The 14579-nt window shown below is 64.0% G+C and carries 15 protein-coding genes; 6 read left to right on the forward strand and 9 right to left on the reverse strand.

What is annotated here, in order from left to right; genetic code table 11:
• Nucleotides 1-298: 298 nt before the first annotated feature.
• The 4 genes from NJ69_RS07705 (at nt 299) to NJ69_RS07720 (ending at nt 3069) form a co-directional block, all read left to right on the forward strand.
• Nucleotides 299-763: a sterol desaturase family protein gene (locus NJ69_RS07705; protein ID WP_029612632.1), complete on the forward strand. Its 465-nt coding sequence runs from the start codon at nt 299-301 to the stop codon at nt 761-763.
• Nucleotides 764-856: 93 nt separating this feature from the next.
• Nucleotides 857-1735, forward strand: a complete 879-nt coding sequence (locus NJ69_RS07710; protein ID WP_039577751.1) for a Dyp-type peroxidase — start codon at nt 857-859, stop codon at nt 1733-1735.
• A 213-nt stretch (nt 1736-1948) separates the two neighbouring features.
• Nucleotides 1949-2119, forward strand: a complete 171-nt coding sequence (locus tag NJ69_RS07715) for a KGG domain-containing protein (RefSeq protein WP_029612636.1) — start codon at nt 1949-1951, stop codon at nt 2117-2119.
• A gap of 101 nt (nt 2120-2220) precedes the next feature.
• Nucleotides 2221-3069, forward strand: coding sequence for a Ku protein (locus NJ69_RS07720; protein ID WP_039577752.1), 849 nt, complete (start codon nt 2221-2223; stop codon nt 3067-3069).
• 45 nt (nt 3070-3114) lie between these two features.
• Here NJ69_RS07720 and NJ69_RS07725 read toward each other — a convergent pair whose 3' ends face one another.
• On the reverse strand, nt 3115-5115 hold the full coding sequence (locus NJ69_RS07725; protein WP_039577755.1) for a peptidase U32 family protein: 2001 nt from the start codon (nt 5113-5115) through the stop codon (nt 3115-3117).
• Nucleotides 5116-5238: 123 nt separating this feature from the next.
• The gene (locus NJ69_RS07730) at nt 5239-5619 is read right to left on the reverse strand and encodes a RidA family protein (protein ID WP_029612638.1); all 381 of its coding nucleotides are present in this window, start codon (nt 5617-5619) and stop codon (nt 5239-5241) included.
• A 146-nt stretch (nt 5620-5765) separates the two neighbouring features.
• On the opposite strand from NJ69_RS07730, the gene NJ69_RS07735 reads away from it, so the two are divergent.
• Complete coding sequence (locus NJ69_RS07735) at nt 5766-6458, forward strand: tRNA (adenine(22)-N(1))-methyltransferase (RefSeq protein WP_039583167.1); 693 nt, start codon at nt 5766-5768, stop codon at nt 6456-6458.
• Nucleotides 6459-6532: 74 nt separating this feature from the next.
• Complete coding sequence (locus tag NJ69_RS07740; RefSeq protein WP_029612641.1) at nt 6533-7465, forward strand: LysR family transcriptional regulator; 933 nt, start codon at nt 6533-6535, stop codon at nt 7463-7465.
• A gap of 19 nt (nt 7466-7484) precedes the next feature.
• Here NJ69_RS07740 and NJ69_RS07745 read toward each other — a convergent pair whose 3' ends face one another.
• The 7 genes from NJ69_RS07745 to NJ69_RS22995 form a co-directional block, all read right to left on the reverse strand.
• A complete protein-coding gene (locus NJ69_RS07745) occupies nt 7485-7796 on the reverse strand; it encodes a hypothetical protein (RefSeq protein WP_029612643.1) in 312 nt (103 codons plus the stop codon).
• A 104-nt stretch (nt 7797-7900) separates the two neighbouring features.
• The gene (locus NJ69_RS07750; RefSeq protein WP_039577759.1) at nt 7901-9205 is read right to left on the reverse strand and encodes an MFS transporter; all 1305 of its coding nucleotides are present in this window, start codon (nt 9203-9205) and stop codon (nt 7901-7903) included.
• A 323-nt stretch (nt 9206-9528) separates the two neighbouring features.
• A complete protein-coding gene (locus NJ69_RS07755) occupies nt 9529-9741 on the reverse strand; it encodes a hypothetical protein (RefSeq protein WP_039577761.1) in 213 nt (70 codons plus the stop codon).
• An 898-nt stretch (nt 9742-10639) separates the two neighbouring features.
• Nucleotides 10640-11422, reverse strand: a complete 783-nt coding sequence (locus NJ69_RS07760; RefSeq protein ID WP_039577764.1) for a hypothetical protein — start codon at nt 11420-11422, stop codon at nt 10640-10642.
• Nucleotides 11423-11529: 107 nt separating this feature from the next.
• Entirely contained in the window at nt 11530-12378 is an 849-nt protein-coding gene (locus tag NJ69_RS07765; protein WP_039577766.1) for an urea carboxylase-associated family protein, read from the reverse strand.
• 16 nt (nt 12379-12394) lie between these two features.
• Nucleotides 12395-13072, reverse strand: a complete 678-nt coding sequence (locus NJ69_RS07770; protein ID WP_052192038.1) for a GntR family transcriptional regulator — start codon at nt 13070-13072, stop codon at nt 12395-12397.
• Nucleotides 13069-14574 carry an amino acid ABC transporter permease/ATP-binding protein gene (locus NJ69_RS22995; RefSeq protein WP_039577769.1) on the reverse strand — a complete coding sequence of 502 codons (1506 nt, stop codon included), beginning with the start codon at nt 14572-14574 and terminating at the stop codon, nt 13069-13071. The genes NJ69_RS07770 and NJ69_RS22995 overlap by 4 nt, the downstream gene beginning before the upstream one ends.
• Nucleotides 14575-14579 lie beyond the last annotated feature (5 nt).

Raw genomic sequence — 14579 nt, forward strand, 5'->3', positions numbered from 1 at the left:
AGGGGATGAGCCTGTACAGGCATCAGGGGCCGCTATCTACCGTGTTCGGCAAGACAGCGGCAGGAATACTGCCGGACTAGCTTGCCGTGTGGACCTGTCGCAATCGACTGGGGCTACTGTCCAATGCAGGACTCCTGTTGGGGATGCGAAATTGCGCGGCGGACATTACCCCGCGCCAAGCGATCGATCAAGGGCAGATCGATGACAATTGCTTCATCGCCGAACGCTCCTACCGATTTCGAAGGCCTGTCCGGCGGTGGTAATCTTGCGCCATTCGTTTTTCACGCCGGACCGTCACATGCTGTTCAACATCGCCGTGCTGCTCGCCACCCTCGTGGCCATGGAGGGTGTCGGTACCTTGGCCCACAAATACATCATGCACGGCTGGGGCTGGTGGTTGCACCGATCGCATCATCGACCGCACCTGGGGATGCTCGAGACCAACGACTTCTATCTGCTTGCCCTGGCGTTGGTTGCGACCGCCCTGGTGGCTTTAGGCAAGGCCGGCTATCCACCGTTGCAATGGGTGGGTGGCGGTGTCGCAGGCTACGGCCTGCTCTACGTGGTGGCTCACGATGGCGTGTTCCACCGGCATTGGCCACGCCATCCCCGGCTCCTGCAGCCCTACCTGAAGCGGCTGTACCGCGCCCATCGCCTGCACCATGCGATCAAGGAGCGCACAGGCAGCGTGTCGTTCGGCTTCTTCTATGCACCACCTTTCGAGGCGCTCAAGCGCCAGTTGCGCGAGCGTCGGCGTGACTGAACGGTGCACCTGTGTCCGGGCGGCGACACGTCGCGTTGCGGGCGCCCGCCAGGCGCAGTAGGATTCGCGCTTTTGCCGAAGGATTAGCTCGTCATGCCGTTCCAGCAAGGTCTGCTCGCCACCCCGGTACCGGTCCACGCCCGTCACTTGTTCTTCGCCCTGCAACAGATCGATGCCGCTGCGGCGGCACTGGAAGCGCTGCTGGGCGAGGTCGATGGGCGCAGCCTGATCCTCGGCATTGGCCTGCCGTTGAGCAAAGCCCTGGGCCGGGACATACCGGGCCTGCGCAGCTTCCCGCAATTGGACGCGGTGGTGGAAAACCCCTCCACTCAGCATGCCCTGTGGTTGTGGTTGCGCAGCGACGAGCGGGGCGACCTGTTCCTGCGCGCTCAAGCACTGGAACAGACCCTGGCGCCGGCCTTCACCTTGGTGGACAGCGTCGACGGCTTTCTGCATCGCGGCGGACGCGACCTGACCGGTTACGAAGATGGCACCGAGAACCCGCGAGACGAAGAGGCCGTGGAGGCGGCAATCGTGGCATCGGAGGCCGGCGATATGGCCGGGTCCAGTTTCGCGGCGTTCCAGTTGTGGAAGCATGATCTGACCTACTTCAAATCGCTGCCGCAGCCCGAGCAGGACGACATTATTGGTCGACGCCTGAGCGATAACGAGGAACTGGACGAGGCGCCGGAATCGGCCCACGTCAAGCGCACGGCGCAGGAAAGCTATGCGCCGCAAGCGTTCATGGTGCGTCGCTCGGTGTCCTGGGCCGACACCCGGGGCGCAGGGCTGGCCTTCGTTGCCCTGGGGCGTTCCTTCGAGGCGTTCGAGGCTCAGCTGCGGCGTATGAGTGGTCTGGAAGATGGCGTCGTCGATGCCTTGTACCGCTTCAGTCGACCGCTGACGGGTGGCTATTACTGGTGCCCACCCATGGGCCGTGCCGGACTGGACCTGCATCGGCTGATCGGCTGAGCGCCCCCCACACAAGGCGCCGCACTCACGCGGTGCCTTCTACACGACGTCATCTCCAAGCACAAAGCTGCCGCACCAAATACCCCGCCTTGCACCTTTAGCGCCGCCGGTCCGCTGGCCTGTCAATAAAACGAATCGCCCGTTTTCGGCGCACTCCGAACCTATGTACGGCGCACAACCGTGCACATCCCACAGCCCAAGAGGTGCAAGACCATGGCCAATAACCAGAGCAAGACTGGCAGTCAGGGTGGTACCAAGAATCCTGGAAACTTCGCCAATGACCGGGAGAAAGCGTCTGAGGCCGGACGCAAGGGTGGACAGCACTCCGGTGGCAGTTCCGGTGGCAAGAAAGACGACATGAGCCACAAGGGCGGTCGTTCCTGAGGTGCTGGGCAGTGCCGGTGCCTCCGGCACTGCCGCAGTTCATCGTCGTGTGTTTGGCTCACTGGCAGGTGCTACTGCCGGTTTGGCGACAGGAGCCGTAGATGGCCCGTGCAATCTGGAAAGGCGCGATCAGTTTTGGCTTGGTGCATATCCCTGTGTCTCTGAAGACCGCCGTACGCAGCGAGCGCATCGACTTCGACTGGCTCGACAAGCGCAGCATGGAGCGGGTCGGCTACAAGCGGATCAACAAAGTTACCGGCAAGGACATCGACAAGACAGAAGTGGTCAAGGGCGTCGAGTACGAGAAAGGCCGCTACGTAGTGATCAGCGAAGAAGAAATTCGCAAGGCGCGGCCAGAGGCGACCCAGACCATCGATATTTTTTCGTTCGTCGAAGCGGGCGAGATTCCTCTACAGCATCTCGATACCCCGTATTACCTGAGCCCTGATAAACGTGGCGGTAAGGTTTACGCGCTGCTACGCGAGACGCTGGCCAGCACCGCGAAAGTTGCGCTGGCGACGGTGGTACTGCACACCCGCCAGCATCTAGCCTTGATTCGACCGCTGGACGGTGCGCTGGTGTTGATGACCTTACGCTGGCCAGACGAGGTTCGTGGCGTCGATAGCTTGGAGCTTGGTACCGAGGTCAAGGACGTCAAGCTGGACAAGAAAGAACGAGACATGGCCAAACGTCTAGTGGAAGACATGAGCGGCCCTTGGTCTCCCGATCAGTACCACGATGCGTTTCGCGACACGATCATGGAATTGGTGGCAGAGAAGGCCAAGAGGGGCAAGATCGCCAAGGTCCGCAAGGGCGATGGCGGCAAAGGCGAGAAGGGTGCGGACATTCTTGACCTGACCGAACTGCTCAAGCGCAGCCTTGCCGGCAAGGGTAAAGGCGCTCAGCCTTCCAAGAAACCGGCGGCGAAGAAAACCCGCAAGGCATCCTAGGTCGCCTTCAGGCGCAGATGTGCTCCGCGCCTGAGGTCTTACGGGTCAGTGAGGCGCGCGGACGATGGTCTTGAGCAGATCCTCAGGACTGATGTGCCCGACTACGGCACCCACGGCACTGCCGGGTGAGGGCAGGTCGATGATATGGCCCTTCATGCGCCCGACGACATGCATTTCGCAGGGCTTGCAGTCGAACTTCAAAGTCAGCACTTCGTCGCCGTGCACCAGTTGCATCGGCGCCACCTTGGTGCGCACCCCGGTCACGCCTTTGGCCTGCTTGGGGCACAGGTTGAACGAAAAACGCAGGCAGTGCTTGGTGATCATTACCGGCACGTCACCGTGCTCCTCGTGCGCCTCGAACGCCGCATCGATCAGTTTCACCCCGTGGCGATGGTAGAAGTCACGCGCCTTCTGGTTATAAACGTTCGCCAGGAACGACAGGTGAGCCTCGGGATAGACCGGCGGCGGGGTGGTTTCGGCCTTGCGATAGCCGCGCGGATGCGCTTTGACGCGTGCGTCGGTCAGCGCCTCGATGGCCTCGCGGCGCAGGGCCTTGAGTTGCGAATTTGGAATGAAATAGGCCTGCGGCGCATCCAGTTCGACGGCCTCGGCGTGGTACTGGGTGGTGCCCAGTTGGCCCAGCAGATCATGCAACTGATCCAGTGCCTGTTGAGGCTTGTTGGCCGTGCCGAAGGGGCCGTCCAGGGCTACTTGCGCGGTGATGCCTTCTTCGCTGGTGACACTCAGAGCCAGGCGCTGCTCAGTGAGTACGGCCTGCCAGCGCACCGCGACTCGCCGTTCGGAGGAGGTGCGCTGCAAGGCCTGCTGCCAGTTATGGTCCAGGTTGCGCGACAACGGGTGATTGGGCCGCAGCTTGTGCAGGCCTTCAGGCATTTCGTTGGGCTCTACGCGATAGCGGTAGCGAGCCTGGCCGTCCTCTTCGAACTCGCCACGGGGTTCGGCGATATTGGCGCGGAACCCCACCACCTCGCGCTTGACCAGCACGTTCAGGCCATCGCCATTGGTCAGCGGCACCTCAGTCACGACCATCAGGTCGCGCTTGCCGACTTTCTCCACCACCCCCACCGGCAGGCCGGTAAAGGTCGGCGAGTCGAAGGCGCCGATGTCGATCTTGCGGTCGCTGACGAAGTAGTCGGTGCTGCCGCGGTGGAAGGTCTTGTCCGGGTCGGGCACGAAGAAGTGCTGGGTCCGACCGCTGGACGCGCGGGCCAGGTCGGTGCGGTCTTCGAGGATGGCGTCCAGCTCGCGGCGGTAGTGGGCCGTGATGTTCTTCACATAACCCATGTCCTTGTAGCGCCCCTCGATCTTGAACGAGCGCACGCCGGCGTCCACCAGGTCGCGCAGGTTGGCGGTCTGGTTGTTGTCCTTCATCGACAGCAGGTGTTTTTCGAAGGCGACCACCCGGCCTTGGTCGTCCTTGAGCGTATACGGCAGGCGGCAGGCCTGGGAGCAGTCGCCACGGTTGGCGCTGCGCCCGGTCTGGGCGTGGGAGATGTTGCACTGTCCCGAGAACGCCACGCACAGTGCGCCATGGATGAAGAATTCGATCGCCGCATCGGTTTCGGCAGCAATTGCGCGGATCTGTTGCAGGTTCAGCTCACGGGCCAGGACCAGTTGCGAGAAGCCGGCCTGGTCGAGGAACTTGGCCCGCTCCAGGGTGCGGATGTCGGTCTGGGTACTGGCATGCAGCTCGATCGGCGGAATGTCCAGTTCCATGACGCCCAGGTCCTGCACGATCAGCGCATCGACGCCGGCGTCGTACAACTGGTGGATCAGCGCACGGGCCGGCTCCAGTTCGTTGTCGTGAAGAATGGTGTTGATCGTGGTGAACACCCGCGCATGGTAGCGTCGGGCGAACTCGACCAATTCGGCGATATCGGCGACCTCGTTGCACGCATTGTGCCGCGCACCGAAGCTTGGGCCGCCGATATAGATGGCATCGGCGCCATGCAGGATCGCCTCGCGGGCAATGGCCACGTCGCGGGCAGGGCTGAGCAATTCCAGGTGGTTCTTTGGAAGGGACATGTCGTTATGAATTCGGGCTGGCACGGTTTGGCCGGCATTGTAGCGGCGAAACGGGCCGCTGGCACCCTTGGCTGCCGGAAGGCAGGCGCCTGGGGGTGGCGCCTGCGCGGCTGGAGTGCGGTGTCAGCCCTTGGCCGCCATCGCAGTGACTTCCACCTTCATCCCTTCGAACGCCAGCGCCGCCACGCCGACAGCGGCGCGCACGGGCCAGGGCTTGGCGAAGAAACGCTGGTAGACCTGGTTGAAGACCGCGCGATCGGCCATGTCGGTCAGGTAGATGGTCAGGTGCAGCACGCGGTCCATCGAGCTGCCGGCGCCTTCGAGCGCATCCTTGAGTGCCTGCAGGGTGCACTCGCACTGGGTGACGATGTCGCCCAGTTCCAGCTCGCCGTCGGCGCGCACGGGAATTTGCGTGGTGACCAGCACGCCGTTGAACTCGGCGACGTCGGAGGAAATGGACTCGGCGTCCGCATCGGGGGTGAAGGTGATACCTGTCTGAGCCATGGATGAATCTACCTTGCGCTGGACTGAAACAGGCAAGCCTACGCGAGCGTCACGAAAGGGTCGAGTCGGCTGCGTGCTACGAATGGCATTGAAATGACGAGGCTGGCACCGCAGAATCGCCGCGGATTTCAGGCAAGGGGTTGGCGTTGAACGAACTGACACTGTCGCAGCGGCTGGAACGCGTGGCGGCTTACATTGCACCGGGTGCGCGCCTGGCCGACATCGGCTCAGATCACGGGTATCTGCCGGTGGCCTTGGCGCTGCGCGGCGTACTCGAAGCGGCGGTAGCCGGCGAGGCTGCGGTCACGCCGTTCGAGTCGGCGCAGCGCAACGTCAAACGCAACGGCCTTGAGCACCGCGTCACGGTACGTCTGGCCGATGGCCTGGAGGCCATCGAAGTCCATGACCGTATCGACACCGTCAGCCTGTGTGGCATGGGCGGCGAGACCATGGTCGAGATACTGCAACGGGGCAAGGCGCGACTGCACGGGCGCGAGCGCCTGGTGCTGCAGCCCAACGGTGGCGAGCAACCGTTGCGGCAGTGGCTGATGGACAACCGCTACCGCATCGTGGCTGAAGAGGTGCTGCGGGAAAACCGCTTCGACTACGAGATCATCGTCGCCGAACCGGCCGACCCGGTGAGCTACAGCGCCCAGGAGTTGCTGTTCGGGCCACTGCTGATGCGTGAGAAGAGCGCAGCGTTCATTGACAAGTGGCAGCGCATGCGCCGTCAGCGGCAGATGGCCCTGGCCAATGTTGCCCGGGCCCGGGATGTGCCGCAGGACAAGGCGCGTCTATTCGCCTTGCACATCGAGTGGATCGAGCAACTGCTGGGCTGAATACCCTGGCCTGCGGCATCTCATGATAGATTCTCGCCCCCTGGGTAACGTTCGACCTCAAAGGATTGCCGACCATGGATATGCTGCATGCGATGCGTACCTTCGCCCGCGTGGTGGAGTGCGGCAGCTTCGCCGGTGCCGCCAATGCGCTGGACATCTCGGCGGCGCAAGTGTCGCGGATCGTCGCGGAGCTGGAGAAGCAGTTGCAGACCCGCTTGCTGCACCGCACCACCCGGCGCCTGCGCATGAGTGAGGCCGGGGAGCGCTTCCTCGAGCGTTGCCGGCAAATCATGTTGCTGACCGAAGAGGCCGTCGACGAAGCCCGTGGCGCCCACCTCACGCCGCGCGGACGGCTGCGGGTGCATTGCAGCCATGGTCTGGGCCTGCTGATGATGCCGCTGGTGGCGCGCTACAACGCCAGTTGCGCAGAAGTGGTGATGGAGCTGACGCTGTCCCAGCGCAACCCCGACCTGCTCGCCGAGGGGCACGATGTGGTGATCGCCATCGGCCAGGGCCTGCCGGATTCGCAACTGATCGCCATCCCGTTGGGCAGCATCTACAGCGTGCTCTGCGCCTCGCCCGACTATCTAGCTCGCCAAGGGATACCCAAGCAGCCCGAAGACCTGCACCAGCACATCTGCCTGCGCACGGTGGATCCGTTGTTCGAAGAAGACTGGCCCTTCGGTGAAGGGCCGGACGCGTGCGTGATCCATCCGCAGGACACCTTTCTGACCAACGTCGCAGACGCCATGGTCAAGGCCACTGAGCTGGGAATGGGGATTGGCTTGCTGCCTTATTACTCGGCCAGTCAGGCGTTGCAAGATGGCAAGTTGTTGCGACTGTTGGCGCCATATCGTCTGCGCCAGCGGGAGATCTACGCGATCTACCCTTCGCGGCACTATCTGGATGCCAAGGTACGAACCTGGCTGGACTTTCTCAAGGAACAACTGCCGCTATTGTTCCAGGCCCATGAACAGCGGGTGGACGATCGCACCTGCTGGCGTTGATCGTCCACCGCCAGGTCGTTTATTTGCTGTCCTGGTCCTCGGCGGCGCCACCGGTCACACCGGCACCACTGCCGGTGGCTTCACCGGTGCTGCTGGAGCCCCCGGTGCTACCGTCAGCTGCACCCGCGCTGCTGGTATCGCTGCTGTCGTTATCGCGCGTGCCACCTGGATTGTTGACGCTGGTGCCGTTGCCAGGGGTCTTGCTTTTCTGGATTTCGGCGTTGGAGGCCGGGGCCTTGTGATCGGTGCTGTTCATCTCGCCGGCGGCGAAGGCAGCACTGGAGGTCAGGCCGATGGCCAGGGCGAGTAGAAGCGGACGCGTGCGAACCATGGTGAATCTCCTGTGGGTGATCGTCTTTCGTTCGGCTACCGAGCCGGGGCAGGGTGCCCGGTAGCCGACGAACGGTCGTGGTACGGGTCCACGACCTGACGCCTTCACGCCGGTTCGGTACGCGTGGGTGTAGCGCTCTCGCCGGTTACCGCGTCGACGATCGGCGGGTGGTCCTGGGCGGCGTGGATCAGCTCTTCGGTCATGCGCAGTTCTGCGCCCGTCGGCGAGAACGTGGCCGTTGGTGCGAAAGGCGCGGGATGCTCCGGCGCCGGCCGCTTGCCACGACGCCACATGAAGAAGCTGACCATGGCCAGGTTGATCACGGCGAAGGCCCAGAACAGACCATCCGCACCGTAGGAGGTCATCACCGGCGAGATGGCCAGCGGACTCATCGCCGAGCCCAACGAGTTGATCAGCAGCAGCCCCTGGATCATCGGCACCAGCGCGTCCATCGGCGCGCGGTCGGCGGCGTGGCTGACCGCCACCGGATACACCGCGAACACGCCGCCGCCGAACAGGAACAATACCGCCGGTAACCAGGGCGAGGACGAAGGCAGCAGCAGGATCACCACCGAGAGCACCACGCACAGCGCGCCCAGGGCGATCAGCACGTCCTGACGGTCCTTGCGGTCCGACCAGCGTCCGACCGGATATTGCAGCAACATGGCGCCGAGGATGACCCAGGCCATCATGTGGCCGACTTCCCCCACATCCATGCCAATACGTTGCAGGTACAGCGGCAGCAGGGCATACACGGCCGCGATGGCCACACCCGAGCCGAAGCAGCCGACCAGCCCGCTGGGCGTCACGCCCAGCAGTTGCCGTGGCTTGAGCGGCTCGACCTGTTCGAGCAGCGGCGAAACCCGTGGCAGGATCACGATCGGCAGCACCGACAGCGCCGCGAGCATGCCGGCCACGGTGAAGGGTGCGCTGTCGCCAAGACTGACCAGATCGCCGAGCAAGGCCTGGCCCAGCACGCCGGCGCCATACAGGGCGATCATGTACAAGGCCAGCAGGCGGCCACGGATCTTCGCATCGCCGGCCAGCAGCAGCCAGCTTTCGATCACCAGGAATACCCCGACCGTGGCCCAGCCGTTGAGCAGGCGCAGGGCGAACCAGCCCCAGGTGTCGACGAACAGACCTTGCAGCAGGATGGTGGCAGCGATCAACGAGGCGAAGCTGCTGTAGGCGCGGATATGGCCGATGCGCAGGATCAGCCGGTCGTTGAAGACGGCGCCGAGGGTCAGGCCGATGAAGAAGCCGGAGGAGACGATACCGATCATCGTCGCCGATTCGCCGGCCTCGCCCAGGCGCAGGGTGGTCAGGGAGTAGAGCAGGCCATTGCCCAAGGCAATGATGAACAGTCCAAGCAGGGGTGCCAGCGCCATGGCCAGCAAACGCGGTGACATACGTACCTCAAGTGATCGATCAGCGGATGAGCCTTTTCGATCACACAGGCCAGGCCGGCCGCTGGAGGGTCGGGGCTGTGCGACGGTGCCAGGGTGGGGTGCGACCAGGGCAAGACTCAACCGCAGACTCGCGCAGGCGACGTCGGGCGGGGTCGGTTGAGCCTGTGGCACATGGGCGATGTGGGTTAGGCGCAGACGTGGTCATTGCTGCCGGTGGCCACCGTACGAGGCGACTGGGCGAAAAGGGCGCGGCATTCTACGTCCTGGGCCGCGCGCTTGCCAAAGGCCGGCTGGTGCGACAGGACGCCGCACCTTGTCTCGACTCAGGATGAGGGTTTGGCGGCCTTTTCTGGATGTTCGGCGCTGGGGGAGGATTCACGGGTGGCCAGAGCCTGGGTGGATTCTTGGCTTTGTTGCTGTTGTTGCTGGGCCCAGCGGGCATGGTGTTCCTGCAGGCGTTCGGCGCCGCCTTCGGCCAGGGCGGTGGTCATGGTGGTGGCGGTCAGTAGGGCCAGGAGGTAGGGCAGGGCTTTCATTTGGGTGGATCTCCGTCATCGATTTGGGTTTCAGGCCGGGTTTGGGGCCGATGGAGGGGATGATGGAGGGGTTGGATTTTCTCAGGATTAACAGGGGGTGGGATTTTGTGGCTGGTTTGGTTTTGGGTGATTATCCGGTGGCTTTGGTGGGGCTTAGTCACCTTTTCGCCCTTACGGCGACCTACTTTTTTTCTTGGAAAAAAGTAGGCAAAAACCGCCTGCTCCCGCATCCGGCCCCTTCGCTGCGCTGCGGGGTTCCCTCGCGCCGGTGGCACTCCGGGGGTACCGCGCTTAGGGGCCATCCATGGCCCCAAGCGCTTGACGGGCATCCATGCCCGTCAACCCCCTCCGTGCCACCTCTGCTCGGCCTCCTGAGGTCGCGATGGGCGGTGTCTGAACTATCGCGCGTTTAGAAGCTAGCGGTGGGGCAGATGTTCTGGAGCGCTGCGCGATCAAATCGCCGTTGCCGTTGCCGTTGCCGTTGCCGTTGCCGTTGATCTTAGTGCGCGGTAGCTCAAACACCGCCAACCGCGACCTCAGGAGGCCGAGCATAGGCGTTGCGCAGGGAGGTGACGGGCATGGATGCCCGTCAAGCGCTTGGGGCCAGGACGGCCCCTAAGCGCGGTCCTCCCGGAGCGACGCCGGCGCGAGGGAACCCCTGCGCGCAGCGCAGGGGCCGTATGCGGGAGCAAGCGGTTTTTGCCCCTCTTTTTTCCAAGAAAAAAAGAGGGTCGCCGTAAGGGCGAAAAGGTGAATCAGCCTCACCAAAGCCAACGGATAATCACCCAGAGCCCAGAGCCCAGAGCCCATGTAGCGCACCGCCAGCAGATCGCAGGTGTGTCGCTGGCGCAGACGCCCAGGTCCGCCACGCCACCGAACAGACCTGCATGTCTCCCCCTTAGCCACGCCGGGTCGCCGCGCGGCCACGCAGCACGGCTGCCAGCCCCAAGGTCAGCGCCACTGCCAAGCCGATGGCCAGCAGGAAAGTGAGGGCGATCCCCACAGACGCGAGCAGCGCGCCGAGGCTGAGGTAAAAGGCGATCACGCCGACACCGCCGATGGCATTACCGCGGATCATGCCGGCCATGGTGAAGCGTCCGCCTTGGACATGGGAGAACACCACCAGCGGCCAGGCGATCACTGGAATCGGCGCGAGCATTCCGCTGACCGCCGGGCCCAGCCAGTGTGCCGCGCCCGTGGTGAGCATCAGCAGCGCTGTCGCGGCGACCATGCGCAGGGGAATCTCCCACCAGCGATGGCGAATCTGCGCCAACTCCGCCGGTCGTGGCTCCCGGTCCGTGGCCCAGACCAACAGCGCGATCAATGCCAGTGCCAGGCCGATGGACAGCGGTAAGCCTCCCCAGTGGGTGAGCACGTAGGACGCCACCGCATACAAGGCCAATGCCAGCAGCGCCGAGTGCGCGACGCCGAAACGCCGGGTGGCGAACAGGTAGCAGGCGTAGCTGCCTTGCACCGCCGCCAACCCGCCCAAGGCGCCGGGTACTGCATTCAGGGAAAAGGCCGTGCCCTGTTCCAGGCACAGGAACAGCATGACCAGCGCCGAGGTGATCGGCATGCCGGACAGCAAACCACCGAGCAGGCCGCCCCATCGCCGTGAGGCAAGGGAGACGGCCCACATCAGCAGCGGGGTGACGATGAGTTTGAGATAGAAGAGGGTCATGGCGCGCGGCGATCCGGTTGTTCTTGTTCGGCCGCAGGTCAGCGCCTGCGGCCGCGCCATTGTCGGTTATCCGTTGCGCCAGGGACACCGCTTTCACGCCGCGGGCGTCATTCCCACTCGGCTTTGCCGATGGCCAGCCCATGCAGCCCGTTGTAGCTGGCGCGCTTGGGCGACGCCCAGCCTTCGAGCAGGCTGTCGTCGAGGCTGTAGATTTCCACCCCCAGCGGCCGGCAGACCGACAGCGGATCCTGGGCTTCGGGTCCCCACATCGGCAGCGACAGGTCGCCGCCCGGGCAGGTCGATAACGCGCACAGCACATCGATTTCGGCGAAGAACTCCAGATAGTCGCCTTGCTTGGCCGGGCAGGCTTTCATGAAGTACATATCGTCATGGTTCAGGCCCGTGCACTGGAAGATGTTCAGTACATCGTGCACATCGAACTCGGTCAGGCCATGGGGCAGCACGGCGCGGGTCAGGTTGGAATGGCAGTGATGGTGGAAATCCTCGCCGGTGAGCATCTTGTTCACGTAGGGGTCGCAGCGGGTGCCGAGCAGGTCGTGGACGCGACCGCCGTGTTCGTCGATGCCGTAGTCGGCCAGGCTGTCGTCGGTAATGGTCACAAGCGGACGCAGGAACGGCAGGTTCGACCACAGGCGGTCGTAGGTGGTGACGTGGGCGCCTTGCAACTGGCGGGTGCGCGCCGCCCACAGGCGCTCGCGTGGATCGTGGGCGTTCCAGATGTTGAAGTCGCCGACCTGCGGGCCGACGGGGGTGGTGACGCGGAACACGTGACCGGCTGGCACTTTCCAGGCCCGTCCGGTACGGATCGGCACGTCGAAGTGTTCGATCAAGGTGCGTGCATCCTGACGCTCGCGCACGCGGTCGTAGAAGGCCTTGTCCACTTGCAGGGCGGCGCCCTTGCTGACTTGGTAAGCGGCGGGGTAATCCTTGTACATGGGTAAGTCTCCGGTTTCAGGAACGGGGTGGGTGACTGAACAGGTCGAGCAGGGCGTGCTCGGAGTCGTCCAGGTAACGGGTCATGGCTTCGGCAGCGTCCAGGCGCAGGCCGTCGGCGAGTAGGTCGTGGATCTGCCGGTCACGCTCTAGCCAAGGGCTCTGGAAGTTCTTTTCATCCGGGGCCACGGCAAACACCAGGCGCATCTGCGCCGCGATGTTGGTGAAGAAGGCGTCGAGCAGCGGACTGCGCAGCAGGCCGACGATGTGCTGATGAAAGCGCAGGCTGTGGGTGCCGAAGGTCTGCCAGTCTTCGCGCTCGCGGGCCAGCTCCGCGGCCTCGATGGCATCGAGCATGCGGTCGGACTGGTACTCGCGCAGCGGCTTGCTGCCGTGGATCGCCTGCACCTCCAAGGTGCGCCGCACCAGGAAGATGTCGCGCACTTCGGCCACCCCCAGGCGCCGGACCATCACGCCTTTGTTGCGCACGTAGGTGGTCAGGCCCTCGTGGCCCAACTGGTGCAGAGCTTCGCGCACGGTATTGCGCGAGGCGTTGTAGCGACCGGTGAGGTCCGCCTCGACCAGCGCCATGCCCGACACCAGGCGTCCACCGATGATGTCCTCACGGATTTCGCAGGCCACCTGATCGGCCAGGGACAGGCGCTCGTCGGTCTTTTCCGCGGTTCGATTGCTCATGCCAGTTGCACGTCCTTGAGGAAGCGGCCCATGCGCTCGCTGCGGTTGTCGAGCAATTCGCGCGGCGCGCCGGCCTGGATGATTTCACCGCGCTCCATGAACACCACGCGGTCGGACACCTGGAAGGCGAACTTCATTTCGTGGGTGACGATGACCATAGTCATGCCTTCGCGGGCCAGGTCTTCGATGACCTTGAGCACATCGCCTACCAGTTCCGGGTCCAGCGCCGACGTCGGCTCGTCGAACAGCATCACTTGCGGGCGCATGGCCAGAGCGCGGGCGATCGCCACCCGTTGCTGCTGACCGCCGGAAAGCTGGTGTGGGTATTTGCCAGCGTGCTCGCGCAGCCCCACCTTGCTCAGCAGTGACAAGCCGAAGGCGCGCAGCTCGGCGGCACTGGCGTGGCCGTGATGCTGCGGGGCGAGTATCACGTTCTCCAGCACGGTCTTGTGCGGGAACAGGTTGAAGCCTTGGAACACCATGCCGACCTGGACGATGCCTTCCATGTGCAGGCGATTGCCGAGGCTGCCGCCTTCTTCAGCATGGCCGCGCAGGAACGGTGCGCCGCACAGTTCGACCTGGCCGCGATCCAGGCCTTCGAGCCCGTTGAGGGTGCGGATGAGCGTCGTCTTGCCCGACCCCGACGGCCCGATGATCGATACCACTTCGCCAAAGCGGATATCCAGGTCGATGCCCTTGAGCACCTCCAGTGGCCCGTAGTGTTTGCGCGCACCGAGCACACGCATGGCGAACTCGCCGCGCCGCGCGGGGCTGGCACGGGGGGCCGGTGCAGCCTGCGCCGTGTCGTCGGCGACGACCTTGGGCAAGCGCTGGGTAACGTCCAGATAGCGCTCCAGGCGGCGCAGCAGGTAGCTGAACACCGTCACAATCAGCACGTAGTAGAAGGCCACCGCGAGCATGGTCTCCATGACCAGGAAGTTCTGCGTGTACAACTGCTGGCCGACCAGCAGGATCTCCGATAGAGAAATCACCGACACCAGCGAGGTCAGCTTGACGATGGTGATGTACTCGTTGGCAAGAGTCGGCAGCGCCACGCGCAAGGCCTGGGGAATCACGATCAGCCGTTGCACGCCGGTATAGCGGATGCCCAGCGCCTTGCCCGCTTCCAGTTGACCCTTGGCCACCGCCAGCAGCCCGCCGCGATGGATCTCGGCGATGTACGCGGCTTCGCTCAGTACCAGGGCGATCAGGCCGGCAGCATAGGGGTTGGACAGCAGTACGCTGGTGCTGGGAAATACCTGGGGCAGGTTATAGACGAAGATCAGCAGCACCAGCAGCGGCAGGCTGCGGAAGAACCAGATGTACAGCGCCGCACCACGGTTCAGCGCGCGGTGGCGAGATTGCCGTGCCAGGGCCAGGACGAAACCGAACACGATGCCCAGCAACCAAGTCTCGACGCTCAACTCCACCACGGTGCCGACCGCTTTCCAGAAGTCGCCGTTGACCAGCAGGCCTGCGGCGTAATCCCAATCGAATTGCATGCTTG

The organism is Pseudomonas parafulva, assembly GCF_000800255.1.
Lineage (GTDB): Bacteria > Pseudomonadota > Gammaproteobacteria > Pseudomonadales > Pseudomonadaceae > Aquipseudomonas > Aquipseudomonas boreofloridensis.

What these genes read in the sequence shown, in the direction of transcription:
- NJ69_RS07705 (WP_029612632.1), top strand. Translation starts at nt 299, where the DNA reads ATGCTGTTCAACATCGCCGTGCTGCTCGCCACCCTCGTGGCCATGGAG.
- NJ69_RS07710 (WP_039577751.1), top strand. Translation starts at nt 857, where the DNA reads ATGCCGTTCCAGCAAGGTCTGCTCGCCACCCCGGTACCGGTCCACGCC.
- NJ69_RS07715 (WP_029612636.1), top strand. Translation starts at nt 1,949, where the DNA reads ATGGCCAATAACCAGAGCAAGACTGGCAGTCAGGGTGGTACCAAGAAT.
- NJ69_RS07720 (WP_039577752.1), top strand. Translation starts at nt 2,221, where the DNA reads ATGGCCCGTGCAATCTGGAAAGGCGCGATCAGTTTTGGCTTGGTGCAT.
- NJ69_RS07725 (WP_039577755.1), bottom strand. Translation starts at nt 5,115, where the DNA reads ATGTCCCTTCCAAAGAACCACCTGGAATTGCTCAGCCCTGCCCGCGAC.
- NJ69_RS07730 (WP_029612638.1), bottom strand. Translation starts at nt 5,619, where the DNA reads ATGGCTCAGACAGGTATCACCTTCACCCCCGATGCGGACGCCGAGTCC.
- NJ69_RS07740 (WP_029612641.1), top strand. Translation starts at nt 6,533, where the DNA reads ATGGATATGCTGCATGCGATGCGTACCTTCGCCCGCGTGGTGGAGTGC.
- NJ69_RS07745 (WP_029612643.1), bottom strand. Translation starts at nt 7,796, where the DNA reads ATGGTTCGCACGCGTCCGCTTCTACTCGCCCTGGCCATCGGCCTGACC.
- NJ69_RS07750 (WP_039577759.1), bottom strand. Translation starts at nt 9,205, where the DNA reads ATGTCACCGCGTTTGCTGGCCATGGCGCTGGCACCCCTGCTTGGACTG.
- NJ69_RS07755 (WP_039577761.1), bottom strand. Translation starts at nt 9,741, where the DNA reads ATGAAAGCCCTGCCCTACCTCCTGGCCCTACTGACCGCCACCACCATG.
- NJ69_RS07760 (WP_039577764.1), bottom strand. Translation starts at nt 11,422, where the DNA reads ATGACCCTCTTCTATCTCAAACTCATCGTCACCCCGCTGCTGATGTGG.
- NJ69_RS07765 (WP_039577766.1), bottom strand. Translation starts at nt 12,378, where the DNA reads ATGTACAAGGATTACCCCGCCGCTTACCAAGTCAGCAAGGGCGCCGCC.
- NJ69_RS07770 (WP_052192038.1), bottom strand. Translation starts at nt 13,072, where the DNA reads ATGAGCAATCGAACCGCGGAAAAGACCGACGAGCGCCTGTCCCTGGCC.
- NJ69_RS22995 (WP_039577769.1), bottom strand. Translation starts at nt 14,574, where the DNA reads ATGCAATTCGATTGGGATTACGCCGCAGGCCTGCTGGTCAACGGCGAC.